We start from the raw sequence: 17,126 nt of genomic DNA on the forward strand, positions 1-17,126 counted from the left end.
GCAGCGAGCGAACGGACCCGGACACCGGTGATGCCGCACCCCCTGGCACGCAACCGGACCCGCACCGGCGGTCCCGTCACGACAGCCGCGGCCGCTCCCGTGCGGCCGCGGCGTCGGCGCGGTCCCGCAGCTCCGCGGCCATGGCGACCGCCTCTGCCGCGTCGCGGTGGGCCGCCACCGCGTCGTGGCCCAGCCCGCCCGCCGTCATCGCCCGCACCGTCGCGACCCCCTGCATCCGCTGCACGCGCCCCTGCGTCACCCGCACCGACTGGATCCGCGCATACGGCACCGCCACATGGGTGTTCACCCACACGCCGTGCCGCACCACGAACGCCCGTTCCGTGAGCGCCGCGCCTGTCCGCTTCCAGCGCAACGGCATCCGCCACCGCACCCGCGCCGGCGGTCGCTCCACGTCGAACACGCTCGGGAGGTCCGGGACCGCCGCGGCGGCCACCACCGCGACCTGGTCCGGGTCGCCGACCGGCAGCGCCGTCGTCGACTTGACCGCCGTGGCGCTCTGCTGCGCCACCGCCGCCGTCCACACCTCGACGCGCCGCCACCGCCGCGAACGCCACATGACCGGCTCGTCGAAGGCCACGCCCGTCACCCGGTCCACCGGGACCGTCTCATGGCTCGTGTCCGTCAGCCCCCGCTGGACGAGCAGGTTGCCGCCGTCGCGCGCGATCCGGAACCGGCCGTTGCGCAGGAACCGGTTCACCGCCGCCACCGTGCTCTGGAGGTACCCCAGCAGCGCCGGGGCGAAGAACCCCACCCACAGCGTGGTCGCGACCGTGCTGAACCCGAAGATCGAACCGGTCACCGCGAACGCCGTGCCGAACACCAGGAGCGCCGTGATCTGCACCGGCAGCGCCTCCAGCAGCGACGCCAGCGCCAGCCGCTTCACCGTCACCTGCGGCACCAGCAGCCCCGCGTCCCGGTCGGCCGCCGCCTCCTCTGACGCCGCCGCTTCGGCCGCGGCCTCCTGCGCCGCCGCCGGACGCCCGGCGATCGCCAGCAGCTCCGACCGCAGCGCCAGCGCCCGGTCGGCCTTCAGGTACGCCAGCCTCGCATCGGTCCCGTCGCCGCCGGCGACCTCGATGTTCAACTGCGCCAAGCCGAACAGCCGCGCCCGGATCGGCCGCGCCAGGTCCACCGACTGGAGCCGGTCCAGCGGGACCGTGCGGTGGCTGCGCGTGAACACGCCGCCGTAGATGTGCAGCTCGCGGCCCCAGACGACGAAGCCGCGGTACTGGAGCGCGATGAGGCTCGCGATCCCGCCGACCACGGCCGCCGCGAGCGCGATGTAGATCGCGAACAGGAAGTTCCGCGACGTGAACGCCTGGATGCCCGCGGCGGCGACGGCCGCGGTCAGGAACCGGAAGCTCTCCAGCAGCGGCGTGAGCGGGTGCAGGCGCTGGCGCCTGGCGCCTTCGGGCGGTGCGCTCGGCGCATGGGGCCCGAGCGGCGCCTCCGCGAGCGGGGGAGCGGGCTCGTCGCTCACAGGCCCTCCCGGACCTCGGCGGCCCGGACGGCGAGCCGGTCGCGCAGCGCGGACGCGACGGGCGGGTCGAGCCCGGGCACCTCGGTGGTCGAACCGAGCGCCGCGGTGCGCACCTGGACCGTCGTCAGCCCGAACATCCGCTCGATGGGCCCGGCGGACAGGTCGATGAGCTGGATGCGGCCGTAGGGGACGATGCTGAGCCGGCGCGTCAGGAGCCCGTGGCGCACCAGCAGGTCCTCTTCTCGCTCGGCGTAGCCCCAGGTCGCCACGGTCCGCGACACGGTCCAGGACCGCAGCCCCGCGAGGACGACGTACCCGCCGAACGCCCACAGGAGCCCGTCCCATCCGAGCCAGATCACCAGCCCCACGGCCGCGACGATCGCGAGCAGGAAGACGTTGACGAGGCTCCGCAGCACCCACACGGTGCGCAGCCGCGGGGACATCGGCTGCCATGCGAGATCGCCGGGCCACAGGTCCCACACCGGAGTCGCTTTCGGGCTCATCCCTTGATCATTGCACGGTCCCGGAAGGGGGCACTGTCTCGACGGCGCACGGGAATCCGCGCACGGTCAGGTACTCGCGGAGGACCGGCAGGTGCTCGTCGCAGGCGGCCCAGCGCTTCACGCGGTCGCTGCCGTGGATGCGCGGATTGCGCCACAGCAGCATCCAGGCGGCCTCGCGGCGGCAGCCGCGCGAGGAGCACACCGGCGCCTCGTCGGAGGGCGCGCCGCCCTGCGCGTCGTCGGCGCGGGCCGCGCCTCCCCGGGCAGCGCCGTCGCGAGAAGCGCCGTCGGTGGCAGCACTGCCGTCGGAGGCACTGCCGTGAGGAGCGCTCTCGTGAGGAGCACCGTCCTGGGAGGCACCGTCTTGAGAAGCACTGTCCTGAGAATCAACGTCGGGCACAGTGCGATTGTGCGCCACCGCCCTCACCCGTGGCGAGGCCAGACGGCTGTGTCGATGAACGCCTCGACGGCCTCGATGACGTCGGCGAGCGCGTGGGCGGAGTCCACGAGCGGCCTCCCGCGCAGGAACATGCCGTGGTCGGCGCCGCGGATCTCGCAGACCTCGCCGGGCAGCTCGCGCGCGAGCGCCTGGTTCCACGCCGGGTCGGCGGTCCCGCCGATGAGCAGGAACGGCGCGGTGGCCCGGCGCAGCGCCTGGACGATCGCGTAGTCCTGGAGCAGCGGGGTGAACCAGACGGCCGGGAGCCCGTGGTGCGCGGCGAGGACGGCGGCGGCGGTGCCGAGGGACTTGCCGACCAGCAGCGGCGGGTCGTCGTTGTGGACCCGGTCGAGCACGACCTCGGTCTGCTCGCAGACGCCCTCGACCATGGCCTGCCCGTCGGCCGCGAGCCGGTCGACGTTCCGCCACTGGATCGGGTAGGTGTGCGCCCCACGGGACTGCAATGCGACGTGGGTGTACATCAGCAGCGGCCCTTGGACGCTGTAATTGCGTCCCGGTAGGAGGAGGGCCTGGCGACGACGGGGCATGAAAGTGATTCTAGTTGCGCCGGGGCCGCAGGGCCGGTACTCGAGCCGCCACGGTGGGTCGCGGGCGCCAGTGCGTCCGGGAAGGGCGCGCCCCGGGAAACAGAAGTCCCGCACGACCACGGGGGAAGTCGTGCGGGATGGTGAAAGCATAGCGCTCCGACATTTCGCAGCAACGGATTGAATCCGCGCGGCGTGTCACGCTCCAGGGCAAACACCCCCTAGGGGTTTGCCGGATTTCGGCGAGCGCAGTCTAGACCTGCTGCGCCGCAAGGGGTTCGGAGAAAACTGTCGGGTTCCCGACAAAAGGCGGTGCGAAGGCGCGAAACGGGTCCCTCCGGCCCCCTGCGGCCCTCGAACGGGCGAATTACTATCGACAGCACCGGACCGTTAGAAGACCACGAGAGCTGGAGCCGCTATGGGATCGTCCGAGGCCGACCGTTCGAAGGACCGCTCGAGCGGCCTCCCCACCCCCGCGGAGAACGCCGCGCTGCTGGAGAAGGCCCTGTTCGAGATCAAGAAGGTCATCGTCGGCCAGGACGCCTTGGTGGAGCGGATGTTCGCGGCCCTGCTCGCGCGCGGCCACTGCCTGATCGAGGGCGTGCCCGGCGTCGCCAAGACCCTCGCGGTCGAGACCATGGCGAAGGTCGTCGGCGCCGAGTTCAACCGCATCCAGTTCACGCCCGACCTGGTGCCCGCCGACATCGTCGGCACCCGCATCTACCGGCAGTCCTCGGAGTCCTTCGACGTCGAACTCGGCCCGGTCTACACCAACTTCGTGCTCGCCGACGAGATCAACCGCGCCCCCGCGAAGGTCCAGTCCGCGATGCTCGAGGTCATGGCCGAGCAGCGCATCTCCATCGGCGGCCAGACCCACGTCCTCCCCAAGCCGTTCCTGGTGATGGCCACCCAGAACCCGATCGAGCAGGAGGGCGTCTACCCGCTCCCCGAGGCCCAGCGCGACCGGTTCCTGTTCAAGGTCAACGTCGGCTACCCCACCGACGCCGAAGAGCGCGAGATCGTCTTCCGCATGGGCGTCGACTCGCCCGTGCCCGACCGGGTCCTCGACACCGACGACCTCCTGCGCCTCCAGCAGGCCGCCGACGGCGTGTTCATCCACAACGCCCTCGTCGACTACGCCGTGCGCATCGTCATGGCCACCCGCAACCCCGCCGCCGCGGGACTGGGCGCCATCAGCCGGCACATCCAGTACGGGGCCAGCCCGCGCGCCTCCCTCGGCCTCATCCGCGCCACCCGCGCCATCGCACTCCTGCGCGGCCGCGACTACGCGCTCCCGCAGGACCTCGACGACATCGCCCCCGACGTCCTGCGCCACCGGCTCGTGCTCTCCTACGACGCCATGGCCGACGGCATCACCTCCGACCGCCTCGTCGGGCAGCTCCTCGCCGCCGTCCCGGCCCCCACGGTCACGCCGCGCCAGGACGCCGCGCCGCGCCCGACCTCGGAGCCGTCCTACCAGCAGCCCCAGCAGCCGGGGGCCTGGTAGCCGCGTGAACGCCGCCGACCTGCGCGCCCTCGACCGCCTCCAGCTCCTCGTCACCCGCCGCCTCGACGGGCTGCTCCACGGCGACTACCTGGGCCTGCTCCCCGGCCCCGGCTCCGAGCCCGGCGAAGCCCGCGAGTACCGGGCCGGGGACGACGTGCGGCGCATGGACTGGCCCGTCACCGCCCGCACCACGACCCCGCACGTGCGCACCACCATCGCCGACCGAGAACTCGAGACGTGGCTGGCGATCGACCTCTCGCCGAGCCTCGACTTCGGCACCGTCGGCATGCTCAAACGCGACCTCGCCGAAGGCGCCGTCGCCGCGTTCGCCTACCTCGCCGGCCGCGGCGGCAACCGCATCGGCGCCGTCGTCACCGACGGCGGCCCCGCCAAGGCGATCCCGCCGCGGCCCGGCCGCGGCGGCGCCCGCTCGCTCCTGCGCGCCGTCACCACCCTCCCGCGCGCGGCGGGGGCCGACCCCGCGAAAGCCGAAGGCCGGGAAGCGCACGGGCACGGCCTCGCCGAACTCATCGACAAGACCCGGCGCCACGCCCGCCGCCGCGGTCTCGCCGTCGTGGTCTCCGACTTCCTCGAAGACGAGGCGAACCCGAGCGACTGGCCCCGCGAACTGCGCCGCCTCGCCGTCCGCCAGCAGGTCCTGTGCGTCGAGGTCCTCGACCCCGCCGAACTCGCGCTCCCCGACGTCGGCGTCCTCGACCTCATCGACCCCGAGACCGGCCAGACCGTGGAGATCCAGACCGGCAACGCCCGCTTCCGCGCCCGCTACGCCGAGGCCGCCGCCGAGCAGCGCGCCCGCATCGCCACCGGGATCCGCTCGGGCGGGGCCGCCCACCTGCGCCTCTCGACCGGCTCGGACTGGCTGCGCGACATCGCCGCGTTCGTCGCCGAACGCCGGCACCTCGCCGCCTACCGCTGACGCAACCCGAAGGAGAACCGTTGATCCGCCTGCTCGAACCCGCGTGGCTGCTGGCGCTCGTCCCCGTCGCGATCCTCGCCGGGGTCTACGTCTGGGCCCAGTTCGCCCGCAAGCGGATCGCCGTCAGGTTCGCCAACGCCTCGCTGCTCGCCAAGCTCGTCCCGAGGGTCCCCGGCTGGCGCCGCCACCTCCCCGCCGGCCTCCTGGTCATGGCGCTCGCGGTCCTCGTCGGCGGCATGACCCGCCCCGCGGTCGACGTCGAGGAGCCCCAGGAGCGGGCCACGATCATCCTCGCCATGGACGTCTCGCTGTCCATGATGGCCGAAGACGTGCCGCCGAACCGGATCGACGCCGCCAAGGCCGCCGCCGCCGACTTCGTCTCCGAACTGCCCGAGGAGTACAACGTCGGCCTCGTCTCCTTCGCCGGATACGCCTCGGTCGTCGTGCCCCCCACCAAGAACCGCGCCGAGGTCGCCACCGCCATCAACGGCCTCACCCTCGCCGAGGCCACCGCCACCGGCGACGCCGTCTTCGCGTCCCTCCAGGCCGTCCAGCAGGTCATGCCCGACGAGTCCGGGCAGCTCGCCCCCGCCCGGATCCTCCTCATGTCCGACGGCTACCGCACCGCCGGGCGCACCGTCGAAGAGGCCGCCGAAGCCGCCGCCGCCGCGGAGATCCCGGTCTCCACCGTCGCGTTCGGCACCGACGAGGGCGTCATCGAACTCGACGAGGAGCTCGTCTCCGTCCCCGTCGACCGCGACGCCCTCTCGTTCCTCGCCGAGGAGACCGGCGGCGACTACTACGAGGCCGTCACCGCCGAGCAGCTCCGCTCGGTCTACGAGGACATGGGCTCCTCCCTGGGCTACCGCACCATCGCCGAGGACGTCTCGCAGTGGTTCATCGGCACCGCGATGATCCTCCTGTTCGCCGCCGCCGGGCTCAGCCTGGCCTGGACCTCCCGCCTGACCTGAGTCCGGTACCACACGGTGCGTGAAGGCCCCTTCGCCTCAGTAGTCGCCCGTCGCTACGATCGTCGGTGGCTTCATACAAAGAACATGAGGGAGTTCGGACAATGGCGCGCACGGTCCTCGTCACCGGAGGCAACCGCGGAATCGGCCTGGCGATCGCCAAGGCGTTCGCGGCCCAGGGCGACAGCGTCGCCGTCACCCACCGCGGCTCCGGCGCCCCCGACGGCCTCTACGGCGTCCAGTGCGACATCACCGACACCGCCTCGGTCGACGCCGCGTTCACCGAGGTCGAGGACAAGTTCGGCCCCGTCGAGATCCTCGTCGCCAACGCCGGCATCACCGACGACACCCTGCTCCTGCGCATGAGCGAGGACCAGTTCGAGCGCGTCGTCGACACCAACCTCAAAGGCGCCTGGCGCGTCGCCAAGCGCGCCTCCTCGAAGATGCTCCGCGCCAAGTTCGGCCGCATGATCTTCATCTCCTCGGTCGTGGGCCTCTACGGCAACGCCGGCCAGACCAACTACGCCGCCTCGAAGGCCGGCCTGGTCGGCCTCGCCCGATCCATCACCCGGGAACTCGGCTCGCGCAACATCACCGCGAACGTCGTCGCCCCCGGCTTCGTGCAGACCGACATGACCGACGCGCTCCCCGAAGCGCAGCGCCAGGCGTACCTCGACTCGATCCCCGCCAAGCGCTTCGGCTCCACCGAAGAGATCGCCGGCGCCGTCACCTGGCTCGCCGGCGACGCCGCCGCCTACGTCAACGGCGCGGTGATCCCCGTCGACGGCGGCCTGGGCATGGGCCACTAGGCCCCGACAGTTTTCAAGCACGAATAACGACGGAGGAACGCACATGTCTGGAATCTTGGACGGCAAACGACTGCTCGTCACCGGTGTCATCACCGAGCAGTCCCTCGGATTCGGCGTGGCCAAGTACGCGCAGGAGCAGGGCGCCGACGTGGTCCTCACCGGTTTCGGGCGCCTCTCCCTGGTCGAGCGCATCGCGAAGAAGCTCCCCAAGCCCGCCCCGGTCGTCGAACTCGACGCCACCGACCCCGAGCAGCTCGCCGGGCTCGCCGACAAGGTCCGCGAACACGTCGACGGCATCGACGGCGTCCTCCACGCCATCGCCTTCGCCCCGCCCGGCGCCCTCGGCGGGAACTTCCTGAACACCACGTGGGAGGACGTCGCCAAGGCCGTCGAGGTCTCGACCTTCTCCTACAAGTCGCTGGCCGTCGCCGCACTGCCGCTGATGGAGAACGGGGGCTCCATCGTCGGCCTCGACTTCGACGCCCAGCAGGCGTGGCCCGTCTACGACTGGATGGGCGTCGCCAAGGCCGGCCTCGAGGCCGTCAACCGCTACCTCGCCCGCGACCTGGGCCCCAAGGGCATCCGCGTCAACCTGATCTCCGCCGGCCCGCAGCGCACCATGGCCGCCAAATCCATCCCCGGCTTCGAGGCGTTCGAACAGGCCTGGACCAAGCGCGCCCCCCTCGGCTGGTCCCTCACCGACTCCGAGCCCGTCGCCAAGGCCTGCGCCGCCCTGCTCTCCGACCTGTTCCCGGCGACCAGCGGCGAGATCATCCACGTCGACGGCGGCTTCCACGCCGTCGGCGTCGAGCGCACTGAAGACGTGAGCACTGGGCAGTAGCGGAGCCGCCATGACTACCGAAACCACGAACGGATACGACGCCGTCCTGCTCGTCTCCTTCGGCGGGCCCGAAGGCCCCGGCGACGTCCTGCCCTTCCTGCGCAACGTCACCCGCGGGCGCGGCATCCCCGACGAGCGCCTCGCCGAAGTCGCCGAGCACTACTACCACTTCGGCGGCGTGTCGCCGATCAACCAGTGGTGCCGCGAAGTCATCGAGGCGCTCCGCCAGGAGTTCCGCAGGAGCGGCATCGACCTGCCCATCTACTGGGGCAACCGCAACTGGCCGCCGATGCTGGTCGACGCCGTCACCCAGATGACCGGCGACGGCGTCAAACGCGCCCTCGCCCTGTGCACCAGCGCGTACGGCTCCTACTCCTCGTGCCGCCAGTACGTCGAGGACATCAACGCCGCCCGCGCCGCCGTCGGCGAGACCGCGCCCGTCATCGACAAGATCCGCCACTTCTTCGACCACCCCGGCTTCGTCGGCGGCTTCGCCCGCCAGCTCGAGGCCAGCCTCGACCAGATCGAGGACCGGTCGAACACCCGCGTCGTCTTCACCGCCCACTCCATCCCCGACATCATGGAGGAGTGCTCCGGCCCCGAAGGCGCCCGCTACTCCGACCAGGTCGCCGAGGCCGCCGCGCTCGTCGCCGAACGCGCCGGCTGGAACGGGCCCTTCGACGTGGTCTGGCAGTCCCGCTCGGGCCCGCCGTCGATGCCCTGGCTCGAACCCGACATCAACGACCACCTCAAGACGCTCGCCGCCGAAGGCGTCGACACCGTCGTGGTCAGCCCCGTCGGGTTCCTCTCGGACCACATCGAAGTCCTCTGGGACCTCGACAACGAGGCCAAGGACACCGCCGCCGAACTCGGCCTGCGCTACCTGCGCGCCGGGACGCCCACCGTCGACGCCGACCTCGTCGGCATGTTCCGCGAGCTCGTCGCCGAACGCGTCCAGGGCGCCCCGCTCCGCCGGCTCGGCAAGCTCCCGGTCTGGGACCCGACCATCGAAGGCTGCTGCCCCGCCCGCCGGCCCCCGGCGCCCGAGAAGCACCGCAGCCGCTGACCGGACGGGCCCGCGCCCCGAGCCGCCGCTGCGGCCCCGGGCGCGGGCCCGACCGTAATCCCCGCTGGTCCCGACCGCATGACATGCTTAACAGGTGGACGACGTATTCATCTGGATCATCGTCGCCGTCATCCTCGGCGCGGTCGAACTCTTCACCGGCACCCTGGTCCTCGCCATGGTCGCCGTCGGAGCCGTGCTCGCGGGCGTCGGCGCCGCCGTCGGCGCGCCCCTGTGGCTCCAGGCCGTGCTCTTCGGCGTCGGCTCCGTGGCCTCGATCCTCGGCCTCCGCCCCTTCCTCAAGCAGGCCCTCGAATCCGACTCCGGCGCCGACCGCTCCCACCGCCCGTTCGGCACGCGCGCGATCGAAGGCGCCGACGCCCGCGTCGTCGAGACGGTCGACCGCTCAGGCGGACTCGTCGAGATCGCCGGCGACAACTGGACCGCCTACCCCCTCGAACCCGACCAGCTCCTCGAACCCGGCGACACCGTCACCGTCGTCGAGATCAAGGGAGCGACGGTGATCGTATGGAAGCAGTCGTTAAGTAGTCTCTGCCCATAGCCCGCCGATCCGCCAGACCTCTGGAGGCTGAGAAAGACCATGGAACCCGTAGGCATACTCCTGCTGATCGTCGCCGTCTTCTTGATCATCGTGCTCTTCCGCTCGATCAAGATCGTGCCCCAGCAGTGGAACTACATCATCGAGCGCCTCGGCCGCTACCGCCGCACGCTCGAACCCGGGCCGCGCCTCCTGGTGCCCTTCGTGGACTCCGTCCGCGCCAAAGTGGACCTCCGTGAGCGCGTCGTCAACTTCCCGCCCCAGCCGGTGATCACCGCCGACAACCTCGGCGTCCAGATCGACACCGTGCTCTACTACATCATCACGCAGCCCACCGCGGCCGTGTACAACATCGACGACTACCTCGCCGGCGTCGAGCAGCTCACTACGACCACGCTCCGCAACGTCGTCGGCTCCATGGACCTGGAGAAGACGCTCACCAGCCGCGAGGAGATCAACGCCCGCCTCGCCGCCGAACTCGACAAGGCCACCGACAAGTGGGGCCTCAAGGTCACCCGCGTCGAGCTGCGCTCCATCGAACCGCCGCTGAGCATCCGCGACGCCATGGAGAAGCAGATGCGCGCCGAACGCGACCGCCGCGCCGCCATCCTGAACGCCGAGGGCACCAAGCGCTCCGCCATCCTCAACGCCGAGGGCGAGCAGCAGGCCCAGGTCCTGCGCGCCAAGGGCGAGCGCGACGCCGCCGTCCTCCGCGCCGACGGCGAGGCCAAGGCCATCCAGACGGTCTTCGCGGCCATCCACAACGCCAAGCCCACCGAGCGGCTCCTGACCTACCAGTACCTCCAGATGCTCCCCACGATCGCCCAGGGCAGCGCCAACAAGGTCTGGATGGTCCCCGCCGAGCTCACCCGGGCCCTCGGCGGCATCGGCAACGCCTTCGGGGGCGGCGACACGTCGTCCTCCGGCGCCGCCGAGGAGGAGGTCGAGGTCGACACCAGCGCCCTCGAACTCGACGACGAGGCCAAGAAGGCCCTCGAGGCGGCCCAGCAGGCCGCCCGCGAGGTCCAGGACTTCGGCGAGGGCAAGGCGCCCGGCCAGCTCCCGCCGGCCACCGCATAGCACCACGTGACGGCCGGGACCTCCACTGGACGGTCCCGGCCGTTTCGCACGCCGTAGGGGAGAATCATCGCGTGCCCGACCGCGCCTTCGACGACCCCGCCGGTGACGACCGTGCCCCCGAGCACCGCGCCATCGAGATCCACGACCCCGAGGACGAGCGCCTCGCCGACTACCGGGCCCTCACCGACCTGGCCCTGCGCACCCGCTTCGAGCAGCCCCACGGCCTGTTCATCGCCGAAGGCCACCAGGTCATCGGCCGGGCGCTGCGCGCCGGATACCGCATGCGCTCCATGCTCATCGACGCCAAGCGGATCGACCAGCTCGCCCACCTCGCCGAGGACGCGCCCTGCTACGCCGCCGGGCCCGACGTCCTCGAATCCGTGACCGGCTTCCACGTCCACCGCGGCGCGCTGGCGTCGTTCCACCGCAAGCCCCTGCCGGAGCCGGCCGAGCTCCTCGCCTCGGTGCGGCGTCTGGTGGTGCTCGAGCGGATCAACAACCACACCAACATCGGGGCGATCTTCCGCGTCGCCGCGGGCCTGGGCTTCGACGGCGTGCTCCTCGCGCCCGACTGCGCCGACCCGCTGTACCGGCGCAGCGTGCGGGTCTCGATGGGGGAGGTGTTCGCGGTGCCGTACGCGTACCTCGAGCCGTGGCCGTCGGGCCTGTCGCAGGTCCGCGAGGCCGGGTTCACGCTCCACGGGCTCAGCCCCTCGCGCGGCGCGATCGACATCGGCCGGGTCAGCGCCGCCGAACGCGAGCGCCCCGCGCTGATGTTCGGCGCCGAGGGCCCGGGTCTGACCGCGGCCGCGCTCGACGCCTGCGACCGGACGGTCGTCATCCCGATGCACGCGGGCGTCGACTCCCTGAACGTCGCCGCGGCGACCGCGGTCGCCTGCTGGGAACTGTCGCAGCCGAACCCGCGCTAGCGCAGCCCCATCGGCGGCGTCGACGACCGCACCGGTGCCGGCGCGGCCGGCTCGGCGCTCGACGGCGTGCTCCACGTCCCCGGCAGACGGCCGCGTGCCGGCGGGGAGGAGCGGCGCTCGGCGGTGCGCTGACCGCGGTATGAACCGACCGCGAGGGGTCGGCGGGGGGAGGAGTCCGCGCAGTCCTTCGCTAGTCCTTCACCAGCGTGCTCGCGACGGACTCGGCGACGGTCGCCGTCAGCGTCGCGACCCGCTCGCGGTCGCCGCCGAGGATCAGGAGCCAGAAGAAGACCGGCCCGATGAGCTGCGCGTGCACCATGGCGATGTCGGGCCGGGACGCGATCTCGCCGCGGGCGACGGCCCGGTCGAGCACGGTGCCCAGGACGTACTGCTCGCGTTCGATGAAGGTGCCGTGGAAGCGGGCGCCGAGCCCGGTATCGGCGTGGATGTCCGCGAGCAGCCCGTGGAGCACGTCCGGCGGCGCGGAGGTGAGCTGCGCGGCGATGGTCCGGCACACGGCCGCGAGGTCGCCGCGCAGGGAGCCCGAGTCCGGGGGCGGCTCCTCCTGCATGTCGTGCACGGTGGCCGCGAAGATCATCTCCTGCTTGGTGGCGAAGCGCCGGTAGATGGCGGCCTTGCCGATCCCGGCCCTGGCCGCGACCGCGTCGACGGTGAGCTTCGCGTACCCGCGCTCGACGAGCAGCTCGCGGGTGGCGCGCACGATGGCGCCGTCGATCTGGCCGTCGCGAGGGCGACCCACGTTCGGCTTCGGTTCCTGCATGCCCCTACGATAGAGAACCGACAGTATTGGAACTACCAGTTCCGTAATTTAAGGATGGTCGACATGATCAAGTGGGCCGGTTGGATCTTCACCGTGCTGGGCGCCTGCCACCTCGTTCTCGGGTTCGCCCTCACCGCCTCCCATGCTGGCGCGTGGGCGGGCGGGGCCCTCTGGACACCCGACTTCACGATCGCCGAGATGCCGCCGAGCATGGGCGGCTACTGGATGACGTTCGGCAGCTTCGGCCTACCGATGGTGGCCCTCGGCCTCACCGTGCTCTGGCTCGAACGCCGAAGCATCACCCCGCCGGCGTTCATCGCCTGGGCGGTCGGCGCATGGTCGGTTCTCGCCGGACTCGTCTTCGAGCCCGCACCCTGGATCGTCGTCACCGCCGGCGCGGTCCTCCTCTGGGCCGGCGTCCGGAAGGCCGGCCCCTACAGCGCGACGGTCGTGAACTCCGACTCGCAGGGCGGGCCCCACGTGTAGGAGAACCGGAGCGCGTCGAGCTCCAGGTGCGCGGCGAGCGCGGTGTGCGTCCGCAGCTCCTCCGGGTCGCTCTCGACCGGGTGGCGGCACAGCCCCAGCGGGCCGCCGTCGTGGTCCCGCATGGCCGCGTGCAGCCGCTCGGTCGACACCGGCGACTCCTCGGAGAGCAGGTGCTCCATGCGCTCGCAGCGGTGGTAGGTCGATACCCGGCCGGTCTCGAGCCAGCTCTGGTAGACCCCGAGCGCGTCCGGATCCCGGAAGTGGTTGGCGTGCACCAGGGGAGTGGTCCCGTCCTGGTAGATGACCCGCGAACCGAGCGGTGAGGTCTCGACGGTCGCGACCCCCGAGCTCGCGCTCCCGACGAAGAAGTTCGCCGAGCACGCCGGCCGCGGCGCGACCGCGTGCCCGACCGCTTCGGCCATGGTGGTCGAATGCAGGATCCGCCACGTCCGCAGATGGAACGGCACCGAGTCGATCTTCCAGTCGTCGGCGCTCGCACCGAGGCCGTTGACGCACAGGCCGATCCCGGCCGAGTTGATCCCGATCTTGGTCCCGGCGACACCGGCTTCAGTGAACCCGACCACGGTCGTCTCGCCGTGCTTCCACTGGAGCAGCGCGCCCTCGACTCCGGTGAACCAGTCCCAGTTCTGCCCGATGTGGGTCCCGCCGGCCGCCCACACGCCGTCGGCGCCGCCGAACGAGGTGCACTCGGACCGGACCGAGTCGAGCGTCGGCCGCCCGAACTCGCTCCACGCGGTGTAGAGCAGCTCGTACCTCGCGTTGAGCAGCGCGATGTCCAGCAGGTTCTGCCCTGATCCGTCGGCGATGCCGTCCATGATCGCCCGGTACATCGCGTCCTCCCGGGTGAACACCCCGAGGTACCGCTGCGACCGCTCCGCGAGCTCCTCCTCCTTCAACCCGGAGGTCAGCATCCGCGACCGGTACACGGCCACGTTCGTCGCGATCTGCTTCCGCAGCTGCTCGCCGTGCTGCACCCCCTGCCGGTAGGGGCTTCCCTGGAGGTGGATGAGGGGCAGTTCAGTCATGCGAGCCATTGTGACAGAAGCGATATCGCCACGCCACCGTGATTTTCACCGGCCCATGAGCGACTGCTCGACCTGCGAGTAGTGGATCGTCCACCACTTGACCAGGCCGGTCTGCCCCGGCAGCAGGTGATCGCAGGCCGAATTGTGCCGCACGTAGTGCCATTCGATGACCCAGTTGTCGGTCAGCCGGTCCCACCAGAGCTGGTGCGTGGCCAGCCCGATCTCGGGCTCCCCGACGTCGAAGACGCTCCGGTACCCGCCGGCGAACGCGCGGATCCGGTCGCAGTCCAGGCCCCGCTCGTCGCCGTACGTGAAGTAGAACACCGCGGCGCGGGCCATCTCCCTCGCGTACGAGGAGACCGTCAACCGGTCCCAGTCGAGGATCGCGGAGATCCGGTCGTCCGGTCCGTGCAGCACGTTGTGCGGGTGCAGGTCGCCGTGGGTGTACCCGGTGTACTGCGGCGCCAGGTCCGGCGGCCGCCGGTCCCCGAGCCGCACCAGCAGCCCGCGCTTCAACCGCAGCGTCTGCTCGGCGGTCGCCTCGAACCCGGTCTTGTCGCCCCGCCCGGCCGCGACCAGCTCCAGCAGGCGGTCGACCTTCTGCAACGCCGCCTCCGTCGTCGGGGGATTCTCCAGCTTCGGCGCCCGGTCGGCCGGAATCGAGGCGTGCAGCGTCCGGTGCAGCCTCCCGATCACCGACCCCAGATCCCGGCAGGCGTCACGGGACATGGACAGACCGGACCGGTGCCGGCCGCCGACCCACGGGAAGACGCCGAACTCCTCGCCCTCCAGGAAGATGGTGCTGCGGCCGTCGCGGCTGAACACCGGCAGGACGACCGGCACGCCCGACGCGCCCAGCGTCTGGAGCACGTGGAACTGGAACTGAAGCTCGGGGCCGGTCACGTCACGGAACAACTTCAGCAGGTACGACCCGCTCGACGTGTCCACCCGCCATGACCGGTTCATCAACCCGGTCTGCACCCGCTGCATCTGGTAGATCTGCCCAAGATCCCAATGCGCCAGCGCCGCGTCGGGAAGTCTTGGCGCGGTCACGGTCATGCCCTCAAGCGTAGCCGCCGCCCGCCCCTCCCCCCGACCGCGAACCCCCCTTGCGCCGCCCCCGGCTCCGTCGTGTAAAGTTTCGTCTCGTGCCGGGGCAAGCCGAAAGGCCCAACTGGCAGCAGAAACAAACTCCATATACACTCTCTCTGTGCACGCGCGGGTGGCGGAATGGCAGACGCGCTAGCTTGAGGTGCTAGTGTCCTTTAACGGACGTGGGGGTTCAAGTCCCCCCTCGCGCACAGAACAAAGGCCCTGGTAACAGGGCCTTTTTGCTGTCCCGGCGGCAGATATCACGGCTGAACTCCGGGCTCGGTTTCAGGGCCTGAGGGGGCCAATAAGGGGGCCATTGCATGGCCATGGGGGCCTGAAGGGTCAATTTCGGTCATTGAACGTCTGCGGCGGGCACTGCGTAGTGGGGTCGTGTGCTGCGGTGACCGGTGGCCAGGTCTAGAGTGTGAAGTGCGAGACGGGTCGGCGGGTTCATGCCCGGGACACCAGCGCGATCTCTTTACCCGTACGGGGATGCGGCAGTACCTCATCCACCAGCGGAGTCCTCATCGGCTTGCATGGAGTTCGGCTTCGTGCACCACGGAAGCGACCATCATGAACGAAGAATCGTCGCTGGCGTTCCCCCGCCAGTTCGTCTGGGAACTCCAGCAGTCCAAGTACCGGATCTACGCCCTGGTCGACCAGTTCGGGGTGCCGTCCCGGCTCGAAGCGGTCCTGACCGTCAAAGACCGGCAATCGGCAGCCCTGGCGCAGCACCTGCTGAACGCGGCGGTGCGTGAGGGGCGAAGTACATACTGTGAGGCATTGGCGCAGCGGGTCTTCACGCTGCTGCCCGATGCACCGGCGGCATCGCTGCGCCGTGCACTGGAGTGGGTGTACGACCTGTCCTGGCCGGCATCGGAGGATGCCGACGTTCCGCCGCAGGCGCAGCGCGTCTTCGATGAGATGGCGGCGGCCACGGCCGGGCTCGACCGCGATCCGAAGCGCCGCGCCCGGCTCGCCGAGCTCGAGGGCCCGGTGGTGCGCAGCATCCAAATTACCGAGGTTCACGTCCACGACACGCCCCGGGCACTGGCGGCCGCGCGCGCCCGCGGGTTCGAGCCCGCGCCCGACGGCGAACGCGCTGGCAACGACCGACATGACCTGCTCGGTGCCATCTCGTGGCTGCTGGAGGAGGATCCAGAGCCTCCCGGCACCGCCCAGTACGCGAGCTTGGGCAGCTTGGAGCGCCTCGACCCGGCGGAGGGCGACGAGCTCGTCGGCTGGAGCGAGGCGCCGGTGATCGAGGAGTTCATCGGCGGCTGGCACTCGTATGCCGAGCGCGGCCTGGAACCGCTGACTTCCGGGGCCGGACTAGACGAGAAGGACGAGGACTGGCAGCTGGAACAGGGTCGCAACGACATGCGGCGTCTGGCCGAGTTGTTCCCGGTGACCGACCATACATGTTCGGACTCGGATGAGGTGTGCGACGAGTGCCCGGTCGAGTTGCCCCCGCGTATGGCGCATTTGCTCCAGATCGGACTGGAGCTGGTGGGCGATCGTGTGGCAGTGGATCTCGAGGAACACGGTGATACGCCGGTCACCGAGGCCAACCGGGGCCAGTGGTTCGTGATCGACCAGCTGCCGCGAATCACGTGGGTGATGGGTCGGGCATGGCGCCAGCGGTTCCGTGAGGGGGCGCACCACCTCTTGGCGGACCTGGATGCGGGGGAGTGGCCCGAGCCGCGCAACCACGCCGAGGAGATGATGCTGGCCTTGGCGATCGAGGAGGCCAAGGCGGTGTATGAGGAACTGCTCGACGAGGTGTACCCCGAACACCAGGAACTCCCTGCCAGTCCCGACGACTACGACTTCGAATTGCTCGAGGAACTCCTCTTCCAGGACACGGACATCACCTTCCTCTTCGACCCGGAAACGGAGGCGTTCGCTGACCCCGGCCACCCGATGAATCAAGTCATGGGCATCGGGGACCTGCGACCGGTCGCCTGGTTCGACTACTTCGAGAACGTCGCGCCGCGAGCGACCCCATAGCGGCACGTCGGCGACGAGCCTGTAGGCGCA

General features: G+C 70.9%; 18 protein-coding genes and 1 tRNA gene. 12 read left to right on the top strand and 7 right to left on the bottom strand.

Translation table 11 applies throughout. The features are described from left to right. Positions 1–76 precede the first annotated feature (76 nt). From GFD30_RS11195 to GFD30_RS11210, 4 genes are read right to left on the bottom strand one after another with little or no spacing between them, the layout of a single operon-like run. Complete coding sequence (locus tag GFD30_RS11195; RefSeq protein ID WP_153025291.1) at positions 77–1,501, bottom strand: PH domain-containing protein; 1,425 nt, start codon at positions 1,499–1,501, stop codon at positions 77–79. Then, the gene (locus GFD30_RS11200) at positions 1,498–2,004 is read right to left on the bottom strand and encodes a PH domain-containing protein (RefSeq protein WP_153025292.1); all 507 of its coding nucleotides are present in this window, start codon (positions 2,002–2,004) and stop codon (positions 1,498–1,500) included. The genes GFD30_RS11195 and GFD30_RS11200 overlap by 4 nt, the downstream gene beginning before the upstream one ends. Before the next feature lie 7 nt (positions 2,005–2,011). Continuing rightward, positions 2,012–2,404, bottom strand: coding sequence for a hypothetical protein (locus GFD30_RS11205; protein ID WP_153025293.1), 393 nt, complete (start codon positions 2,402–2,404; stop codon positions 2,012–2,014). A gap of 23 nt (positions 2,405–2,427) precedes the next feature. Continuing rightward, complete coding sequence (locus GFD30_RS11210; RefSeq protein ID WP_153025294.1) at positions 2,428–2,991, bottom strand: dienelactone hydrolase family protein; 564 nt, start codon at positions 2,989–2,991, stop codon at positions 2,428–2,430. A gap of 415 nt (positions 2,992–3,406) precedes the next feature. Between GFD30_RS11210 and GFD30_RS11215 the strand changes: the two genes are divergently transcribed. The 9 genes from GFD30_RS11215 to GFD30_RS11255 all read left to right on the top strand — a co-directional run bounded on the left by GFD30_RS11215 (position 3,407) and on the right by GFD30_RS11255 (position 11,681). Next, positions 3,407–4,495, top strand: a complete 1,089-nt coding sequence (locus tag GFD30_RS11215) for an AAA family ATPase (protein ID WP_153025295.1) — start codon at positions 3,407–3,409, stop codon at positions 4,493–4,495. A 4-nt stretch (positions 4,496–4,499) separates the two neighbouring features. Continuing rightward, entirely contained in the window at positions 4,500–5,432 is a 933-nt protein-coding gene (locus GFD30_RS11220; RefSeq protein WP_322633161.1) for a DUF58 domain-containing protein, read from the top strand. A 20-nt stretch (positions 5,433–5,452) separates the two neighbouring features. Further along, entirely contained in the window at positions 5,453–6,403 is a 951-nt protein-coding gene (locus GFD30_RS11225) for a VWA domain-containing protein (RefSeq protein ID WP_153025296.1), read from the top strand. 101 nt (positions 6,404–6,504) lie between these two features. Next, positions 6,505–7,209: a beta-ketoacyl-ACP reductase gene (locus tag GFD30_RS11230; protein ID WP_153025297.1), complete on the top strand. Its 705-nt coding sequence runs from the start codon at positions 6,505–6,507 to the stop codon at positions 7,207–7,209. 43 nt (positions 7,210–7,252) lie between these two features. Further along, complete coding sequence (gene fabI / locus GFD30_RS11235) at positions 7,253–8,050, top strand: enoyl-ACP reductase FabI (protein WP_153025298.1); 798 nt, start codon at positions 7,253–7,255, stop codon at positions 8,048–8,050. Positions 8,051–8,060: 10 nt separating this feature from the next. Beyond that, entirely contained in the window at positions 8,061–9,116 is a 1,056-nt protein-coding gene (locus GFD30_RS11240) for a ferrochelatase (RefSeq protein ID WP_153025299.1), read from the top strand. 94 nt (positions 9,117–9,210) lie between these two features. Then, the gene (locus tag GFD30_RS11245) at positions 9,211–9,675 is read left to right on the top strand and encodes an NfeD family protein (protein WP_153025300.1); all 465 of its coding nucleotides are present in this window, start codon (positions 9,211–9,213) and stop codon (positions 9,673–9,675) included. 39 nt (positions 9,676–9,714) lie between these two features. Continuing rightward, complete coding sequence (locus GFD30_RS11250) at positions 9,715–10,752, top strand: SPFH domain-containing protein (RefSeq protein ID WP_153025301.1); 1,038 nt, start codon at positions 9,715–9,717, stop codon at positions 10,750–10,752. A 131-nt stretch (positions 10,753–10,883) separates the two neighbouring features. Beyond that, positions 10,884–11,681, top strand: coding sequence for a TrmH family RNA methyltransferase (locus GFD30_RS11255; protein ID WP_407649021.1), 798 nt, complete (start codon positions 10,884–10,886; stop codon positions 11,679–11,681). 190 nt (positions 11,682–11,871) lie between these two features. On the opposite strand, the gene GFD30_RS11260 is transcribed toward GFD30_RS11255, so the two are convergent. After that, the gene (locus GFD30_RS11260; RefSeq protein ID WP_153025302.1) at positions 11,872–12,462 is read right to left on the bottom strand and encodes a TetR/AcrR family transcriptional regulator; all 591 of its coding nucleotides are present in this window, start codon (positions 12,460–12,462) and stop codon (positions 11,872–11,874) included. Positions 12,463–12,525: 63 nt separating this feature from the next. Here GFD30_RS11260 and GFD30_RS11265 point away from each other — a divergent pair, with 63 nt between their 5' ends. Further along, entirely contained in the window at positions 12,526–12,948 is a 423-nt protein-coding gene (locus GFD30_RS11265) for a DUF6463 family protein (RefSeq protein WP_153025303.1), read from the top strand. Here GFD30_RS11265 and GFD30_RS11270 read toward each other — a convergent pair. Then, entirely contained in the window at positions 12,897–13,994 is a 1,098-nt protein-coding gene (locus tag GFD30_RS11270) for a C45 family autoproteolytic acyltransferase/hydolase (RefSeq protein WP_194201929.1), read from the bottom strand. The two genes, GFD30_RS11265 and GFD30_RS11270, sit on opposite strands and share 52 nt — an antisense overlap. A gap of 45 nt (positions 13,995–14,039) precedes the next feature. Then, on the bottom strand, positions 14,040–15,053 hold the full coding sequence (locus tag GFD30_RS11275; RefSeq protein ID WP_194201930.1) for a phosphotransferase enzyme family protein: 1,014 nt from the start codon (positions 15,051–15,053) through the stop codon (positions 14,040–14,042). A 157-nt stretch (positions 15,054–15,210) separates the two neighbouring features. Here GFD30_RS11275 and GFD30_RS11280 point away from each other — a divergent pair. Together GFD30_RS11280 and GFD30_RS11285 are read left to right on the top strand one after the other, a co-directional pair. Further along, positions 15,211–15,295: transfer RNA gene (locus GFD30_RS11280), tRNA-Leu, on the top strand. 364 nt (positions 15,296–15,659) lie between these two features. After that, complete coding sequence (locus GFD30_RS11285; protein ID WP_153025306.1) at positions 15,660–17,096, top strand: hypothetical protein; 1,437 nt, start codon at positions 15,660–15,662, stop codon at positions 17,094–17,096. Positions 17,097–17,126: the final 30 nt, after the last annotated feature.

Source organism: Glycomyces albidus (assembly GCF_009451885.1).
Classification (GTDB): Bacteria; Actinomycetota; Actinomycetes; order Mycobacteriales; family Micromonosporaceae; genus Glycomyces; species Glycomyces albidus.